This window comes from Streptomyces sp. NPDC048277 (assembly GCF_040652235.1).
Classification (GTDB): Bacteria; Actinomycetota; Actinomycetes; order Streptomycetales; family Streptomycetaceae; genus Streptomyces.
In genome coordinates this window covers 240,326-246,931 of the sequence record NZ_JBEZLQ010000018.1, presented here as the reverse complement: position 1 = coordinate 246,931, position 6,606 = coordinate 240,326, and the positions used below count along the sequence as shown (strand labels likewise).

At 71.8% G+C, this 6,606-nt stretch carries 6 protein-coding genes and 2 pseudogenes; 6 read left to right on the top strand and 2 right to left on the bottom strand.

Features of this window, described 5'->3' with window-relative positions; genetic code table 11:
- Positions 1 to 77: 77 nt before the first annotated feature.
- From AB0D85_RS34190 to AB0D85_RS34170, 5 genes and pseudogenes are all read left to right on the top strand, one after another.
- Positions 78 to 1,223, top strand: a pseudogene (locus AB0D85_RS34190) (RNA-guided endonuclease TnpB family protein); the annotation flags it as partial.
- 89 nt (positions 1,224 to 1,312) lie between these two features.
- A pseudogene (locus AB0D85_RS34185) lies at positions 1,313 to 1,492 on the top strand (transcriptional regulator); the annotation flags it as partial.
- Between the two features lie 38 nt (positions 1,493 to 1,530).
- On the top strand, positions 1,531 to 1,857 hold the full coding sequence (locus AB0D85_RS34180) for a DUF6412 domain-containing protein (protein ID WP_362328777.1): 327 nt from the start codon (positions 1,531 to 1,533) through the stop codon (positions 1,855 to 1,857).
- 93 nt (positions 1,858 to 1,950) lie between these two features.
- On the top strand, positions 1,951 to 2,658 hold the full coding sequence (gene yidC, locus AB0D85_RS34175; protein ID WP_362328775.1) for a membrane protein insertase YidC: 708 nt from the start codon (positions 1,951 to 1,953) through the stop codon (positions 2,656 to 2,658).
- A gap of 173 nt (positions 2,659 to 2,831) precedes the next feature.
- Positions 2,832 to 3,689 (top strand): fumarylacetoacetate hydrolase family protein, encoded by an 858-nt coding sequence (locus tag AB0D85_RS34170; protein WP_362328773.1) that lies wholly within the window; start codon positions 2,832 to 2,834, stop codon positions 3,687 to 3,689.
- Positions 3,690 to 3,808: 119 nt separating this feature from the next.
- Here AB0D85_RS34170 and AB0D85_RS34165 read toward each other — a convergent pair whose 3' ends face one another.
- Both AB0D85_RS34165 and AB0D85_RS34160 read right to left on the bottom strand, forming a co-directional pair.
- Positions 3,809 to 4,309, bottom strand: coding sequence for a heme-degrading domain-containing protein (locus tag AB0D85_RS34165; RefSeq protein ID WP_362328771.1), 501 nt, complete (start codon positions 4,307 to 4,309; stop codon positions 3,809 to 3,811).
- Positions 4,309 to 5,394 carry a Gfo/Idh/MocA family oxidoreductase gene (locus tag AB0D85_RS34160; protein WP_362328769.1) on the bottom strand — a complete coding sequence of 362 codons (1,086 nt, stop codon included), beginning with the start codon at positions 5,392 to 5,394 and terminating at the stop codon, positions 4,309 to 4,311. The genes AB0D85_RS34165 and AB0D85_RS34160 overlap by 1 nt, the downstream gene beginning before the upstream one ends.
- Before the next feature lie 56 nt (positions 5,395 to 5,450).
- Here AB0D85_RS34160 and AB0D85_RS34155 point away from each other — a divergent pair, with 56 nt between their 5' ends.
- Positions 5,451 to 6,605, top strand: a complete 1,155-nt coding sequence (locus AB0D85_RS34155; RefSeq protein WP_362328767.1) for an ROK family transcriptional regulator — start codon at positions 5,451 to 5,453, stop codon at positions 6,603 to 6,605.
- Position 6,606: the final 1 nt, after the last annotated feature.

Below are 6,606 nucleotides of genomic sequence, written 5' to 3'. Positions count from 1 at the left end.
ATGGGCTCTGCTTGAGCCGTATGCCGCGACGAGTGGCACGTACGGTTCTGAGGGGGCCGGGGCGCAGCGATGCGCTCCGGCTACCCGACAACGACGCTGTCCGTGCCCGTGAGGACGCCCGTAAGGCCGAGCTGCCGTTCCCGAAGGCCGGGGAGCTGTCCACGCGCCTGATCACTGAGGCGAAACGGACAGCGGAACGGTCCTGGCTGGGTGAGGTTTCTGCGGTGGTGCTTCAGCAGTCCCTGCGGGACGCCGAGGCCGCGTACCGTAACTTCTTCGCCTCTCTCAAGGGGACCCGCAAGGGCCCCAGGACAGGTCCGCCTCGCTTCAAGTCCCGCAAGGACGCCCGGCAATCGGTCCGGTTCACCGCCAACGCGCGCTGGAACATCACCGGCAGTGGCCGTCTGAACCTGCCGAAGATCGGCGCGGTGAAGGTGAAGTGGTCCCGCACGCTGCCCGCCACCCCCACCTCTGTCACCGTGGTCAAGGACGCGGCCGGGCGGTACTTCGCCTCCTTCGTCATTGACACCGACCCCGCCGCCGATGCGACACGGATGTCTGAGACCGACCGGACCATCGGCATCGATCTCGGCCTGACCCACTTTGCGGTCCTGTCCGACGGCACGAAGATCGACTCTCCGCGCTTCCTGCGGCGTGCGGAGAAGAAGCTGAAGAAGGCCCACAGGGAGCTGTCCCGCAAGCAGAAGGGATCGAAGAACCGCGCCAAGGCGCGTCTCAAGGTCGCCCGCGCCCATGCCAAGGTCACCGACGCCCGCAAAGAGTTCCACCACCAGCTCTCCACCCGCCTGATTTCCGAGAACCAAGGGATCGCTGTGGAGGACCTGTCGGTGACGGGGCTGGCGCGTACCCGGCTGGCCAAGTCCGTCCACGACGCGGGCTGGACGGCGTTCATCGGCATGCTGGAGTACAAGGCGGAACGGTACGGCCGTACCCTGGTCAAGATCGGCAGGTTTGAGCCGACCTCCCAGACCTGCTCCACCTGCGGTGCCAAGGATGGTCCCAAGCCCCTGAACGTCCGGGAATGGACCTGTAGCGCCTGCGGCACCGTCCACGACCGGGACCACAACGCCGCGATCAACGTCAAACAGGCCGCCGGACTGGCGGCATCGGCCTGCGGAGCGCCGCTAAGACCAGGAGCAATCCCGGCACAGCGCGAAGAAACAGGAAGCCACGGATTCCCGACCGAACCCCGTGCCGCATAGTGGCACAGGATCACGTCGAGAAGGCCAGAATCCTCGGGCTTCAGCCCGAGGAGCAAGTCAATTCCGGCACGTGGAGTGCGGGGGCGGGGTGCGGGACCGAGCTCGGGTCGTACGGCGAGTGCCCCGCCTGCGGAACCATCGTGCCCGTCGCCGACGTTCTCCTCACGCCGGGACCGGGACTCGACCCCGACCCGGCCGATCCGGTCAGCCGGGCGCTCCTCAAGCCCAAGAGGCTGCTGGAACCGCTGGAGACGGATCACGTGTCCTAGACGGCAGTGAGGGTGAGTGTGAGGGGAGGGGTCCGGGCATGCGCGTGAACACCCGTTGGGCCCTGCCGTCGCGTCCGGCCCCGGCCGCCCTCCTGCTGCTCCTGCTGTTCGACCTGCTGCTCCTCGACTCCGGCGGCCTCTTCACCACCGTCGCGCTCGCCGCGACCGCCGCCGCCGGCTCGGCCCTCGCCGTCTGCACGTTCCGCGCCGCCCGCTCCGCACCCGCCGTACCGCCCACCAGGGTCCGTACGGCGATACGCGACCGGGCCCGGCGCACGGCCTTCCTGCCGCAACGCGACCCGGACGCCAGGGGCCGCAGCCGCCCGCGAGCACCCGGACCCGCCCTCCCGGCGACCACCGCGTAAGGCACCCGGCCGACCGGGTGACCCCACGCGGGTCGTCATGCCGTCCCACCTCTTCACCCACGGCACGACGAGACCCCCGGAGGGCTCCCACTCATGTCCGTTTTCGCCGGCCTGGTCGAGCATCTCGCCGACCTGCTCCAGCCGCTCTTCCACGCCTCCGCGGCCGCCGCCGCGATCGTCCTGTGCACCGCGCTCGTACGACTGCTCGTGCATCCCCTGTCCCGGGCCGCCGCCCGCGGCCAGCGCGCCCGGGCCGCGCTCCAGCCCAGAATCGCCGAACTGCGCAAGAAGCACGGGAAGGACCAGCAGGCGCTGCAGAAGGCCGTGCTGGAACTGCACGCGGAGGAACGGGTGTCGCCGCTGTCCGGCTTCCTGCCCGTGCTGCTGCAACTGCCCGCGTTCTTCGTCCTCTACCACCTCTTCTCCAGCCCGACGATCGGCGGCCACGGCAACGGCCTGCTCTCCCATGACCTGTTGGGGGCTCCGCTCGGCGGACGCTGGGCCGATTCCCTCGGCGACGGGGTCGGGAGCGCCGGCAGCCTGGTCTATCTGGGGCTGTTCGCCGTGGTCGCCGCCGTCGCCACCTTCACGTTCCTCCGCACCAGGCGGATGGCGGCGGGGGCCGTGGTGAGCGGCGGGGAGGGTGAGCAGGTGCCGGGGATGGGCGCGGTCACCAAGGTCATGCCGTACCTGTCGTATTTCACGCTGGTCACCGTCGCCGTGGTGCCGCTGGCCGCCGCGCTGTACGTCGTGACGAGTACGGCGTGGAGTGCGGTGGAGCGCGCTGTGCTCTACAGGTGAGCTGTGCTCTACGGGTGAGCTGTGTTCTACGGGTGAGAGGCGGGAGAGGTGACTACGGTCCAGTACGTGAACAGGGTATTGCCCGCTGCATCCTCATCTTGGAGGATCGACCAGTCCTCCGATGGCTGCACCCATCGGCCGGGCGCCCGCGATCAAGGGAGATGGTGACGACCATGAAGCTGCTGCGAGTCGGTACGGCCGGGGCGGAGCGGCCCGCGCTGCTCGACGCCGAGGGGACCCTGCGGGACCTGTCGGGGATCGTCGACGACATCGACGGCGCCCTGCTCGCCGACGACGCGGCCCTCGGCCGGATCCGTGCCGCCGCCGACGCGGGGGAGCTGCCCGCGCTCGACGCGGCCGGGCTGCGTGTCGGGCCGCCGCTCGGGCGGATCGGCAAGATCGTGTGCATCGGGCTCAACTACCACGACCACGCCCGCGAGACGGGGGCTGAGCCGCCGGCCGAGCCGGTCATCTTCTTCAAGGCCGCGGACACGGTCGTGGGGCCGGACGACACCGTGCTGGTGCCGCGCGGGTCGGTGAAGACCGACTGGGAGGTCGAACTCGCCGTCGTCATCGGGCGTACGGCGCGTTATGTGGCCGACGACGAGGATCCGCTGGCCTATGTCGCCGGGTACGCCGTCGCGCACGACGTGTCCGAGCGGGAGTTCCAGATCGAGCGGGGCGGGACCTGGGACAAGGGGAAGAACTGCGAGACGTTCAATCCGCTCGGGCCGTGGCTGGTGACCGCGGACGACGTTCCCGACCCGCAGGACCTGTCGCTGAAGCTCTGGGTGAACGGCGAGCTGAAGCAGGACGGGACGACTGCCGAGCAGATCTTCCCGGTCGCGGAAGTCGTGCGGTACGTCAGCCGGTTCATGGTGCTTTACCCGGGTGACGTCATCAACACGGGGACTCCGGCGGGGGTCGCGATGGGGGCGCCCGAGCCGAAGCCGTTCCTGCGGGGCGGGGATGTGGTGGAGCTGGAGATCGCGGGGCTCGGCAAGCAGCGCCAGGAGTTCAAGAACGCGTAGGCGCTTCGCTGGAAGGGCGGGGGAACTGCGCCGGTCGGTCGTCTGCGGGCCGTCTGTGGCCGGTCGCGCCCGCGCGGCGGAGCCGCAAATGAATGCGGCCCCGCGCCCCCATGTGTCGGCTACGCCTCCAAATACGTCTCCAGGGCCTCCACGACGAAGCGGTGGTCCTGGAGTTGGGGGAGGCCCGAGACCGTCACCGAGCCGATCACGCCGACGTTCTCCACGTTGATCGGGAACGAGCCGCCGTGCGCCGCGTACTCGTCGGGGTCGAGGCGGGACGACTCCTCGAACGTCGTGCCCTTCGCCCGGAAACGGGCGCCCACCAGGTACGACGCCGCGCCGTACCGCTCCACCACGCGGCGCTTGCGCTCGATCCAGGCGTCGTTGTCGGGGGCCGAGCCGGGCAGGGCCGCGTGGAAGAGCTGCTGGCCCGCGCGGTGGATGTCGATGGCCACCGGGGCCTGCCGCTCCCGTGCCATCTCCACCAGCAGCGAGCCCAGGGCCCAGGCGTCGTCGTTCGTGAACTGCCGGAAGACCAGGCGCTGTTCCTGCTTCTCCAACTCCTCCACCGAAGGGGTGAGTTCGGGAGTGGACCTCGGGGTGATCTGCGGGTGGTGCATCAGAGGGTCACCGTCACCTTGTCTCGCGCCGAGCGGCGGGCTGCTTCCAGTACGTCCAGGGCGGCGGCCGCCTCCAGGGCGGTCACCGGGTTGGGGCCTTCGCCCCGCAGGGCCGCGGCCACGGCCGCGTAGTAAGCGGGGTAGTCGCCGGGGACAGTGGGGACGATACGGCCGCCGCCGGTGACCGGGGACTCTCCCGCGCCGATCCGCCCGTACAGCGACTCCGGCTCGGCGCCCCAGCCCGCCGAGGCGCCCGGGCGCTCGCCCTCGCGCAGCGCCGCCTCCTGCGGGTCCAGGCCGTACTTGACGTAGCCGGCCTTCGAGCCCAGCACCCGGAAACGCGGGCCGAGCTGGGCCGTCGTCGCCGAGACGTACAGGTGGGAGCGGACGCCGTTCGCATGGGTGAGGGCGATGAACGTATCGTCGTCGGTCTCCGCGCCGTCGCGGCGGATCACCGACTCCGCGTACACCTCGGTGGCCGGGCCGAAGAGGACCAGGGCCTGGTCGACGACATGGCTGCCGAGGTCGTAGAGCAGACCTCCGATCTCTGCCGGGTCGCCGGACTCGCGCCAGCCGCCCTTGGGCTGCGGGCGCCAGCGCTCGAAGCGGGACTCGAAGCGCCACGCCTCGCCCAGCGAGCCCTCGTCGAGGAGGGTGCGCAGGGTCAGGAAGTCGTTGTCCCAGCGACGGTTCTGGAAGACCGAGAGCAGCAGACCGCGCTCCTCGGCCAGGGCGGCCAGCTCGCGTGCCTCGGCGGCGGTCCCGGCGACCGGCTTGTCGACCACGACCGGGAGGCCCGCCTTCAGCGCGGTCGTCGCCAGCGGGACGTGCGTCTTGTTCGGGGACGCGATGACGATCAGGTCGAGTGCGGCGGCCGGGTCGAACAGCTCGTCGGGGCCGGTGACGGTCCGGACGTCCGGGAACTCGACCTTCGCCTGCGCCTGCCGCTCGGGGTTCGAGGTGACCACGGTGTCCAGGGCGAGGCCCTCGGTGGCGGCGATCAGGGGGGCGTGGAAGACGGATCCGGCGAGGCCGTAGCCGATGAGGCCGACGCGGAGGGGAGGGGCAGGTGCGATGCGGGTCATGGGTCCCACTTTCGCAACGCTGTTGCCAAAGTGCAAGTGGCAGGGAGAATGGATGGATGAGTGGCGTGAACAGGACGAGGAGCGGACCGGGACGGGTGGGACCGGCGGGGCTTGCGGGACCAGCGGGCCCGGCGGGACCCGCGGGGGCGAATCTGCTCGCCCTGCGCAGTCACAACACCGCGCTGGTGCTGGATCTGCTGCGGACGGCCGGGGAGGGCGGCATCAGCCGTCTTGAGCTGGCCGAGCGGACCGGGCTCACTCCCCAGGCGGTCAGCAAGATCACCGCCCGGCTGCGGGAGGAGGGCCTCGCGGCGGAGGCCGGTCGGCGCGCGTCCACGGGGGGCAAGCCGGCCACCGTCCTGCGGCTGGTGCCGGAGGCCGGGCACGCGGTGGGCGTGCACCTCGACCGGGACGAGCTGCGGGCGGTGCTGGTCGACCTCGACGGCACGGTCGTGGCGGAGCGGTGCGCGGAGCTGGACCTGGGGGCGGGGGCGGCGGCCGTGGTGGGGGCGGTCGCGGAGCTGGTGGGGGAGGTGCGCGGGGAGACGGACGTCCTCGGCGTCGGGGTCGCCCTGCCCGGGCCGCTCGACCACATCCACGGTGTGCTGCACCGGGTCACCGGGTTCCCCGAGTGGGACGGCTTCCCGCTGCGGGACGCGCTCGCGGCGCGGCTCGGGGTGCCGGTGGTCGTCGACAAGGACAGCAACGCGGCCGCCCTCGGGCTGGCCGTCGGCGGCGAGGGCGGGTCCTTCGCCTGCCTGCTCCTCGGTACGGGGCTGGGCGCCGGCCTGGTGATCGGCGACAGCGTGCACCGGGGGGCGCGCACCGGGGCCGGGGAGTTCGGGCACCAGGTCGTCCAGCTCGACGGGCCCCCGTGCCACTGCGGCAACCGGGGCTGCATCGAGGCGCTGTGCCTGGCGGCGGTGGCCCGCGGCGAGGCGGACGAGGCGGCGCGGGTGCTCGGCGTCGGGGCCGCGAACCTGGCCGGGCTGCTCGACATCGACCTCGTGCTGCTCGGCGGCCGTACGATCGCCGCCGCCCCGGAGACCTTCGTACGAGGCGTCGCCGCCGTCCTCGACGAACGCGCCCGGCGCGAGGGCGGCCTCGGCACGACCGTCCCCGTCCGCCTCGCCCCCGGCGGCGACCAGGGCGTCGCGGAGGGCGCGGCCCAACTGCTCCTCGCCCCGCTGTTCGGACGGGCGGACGGCTGAC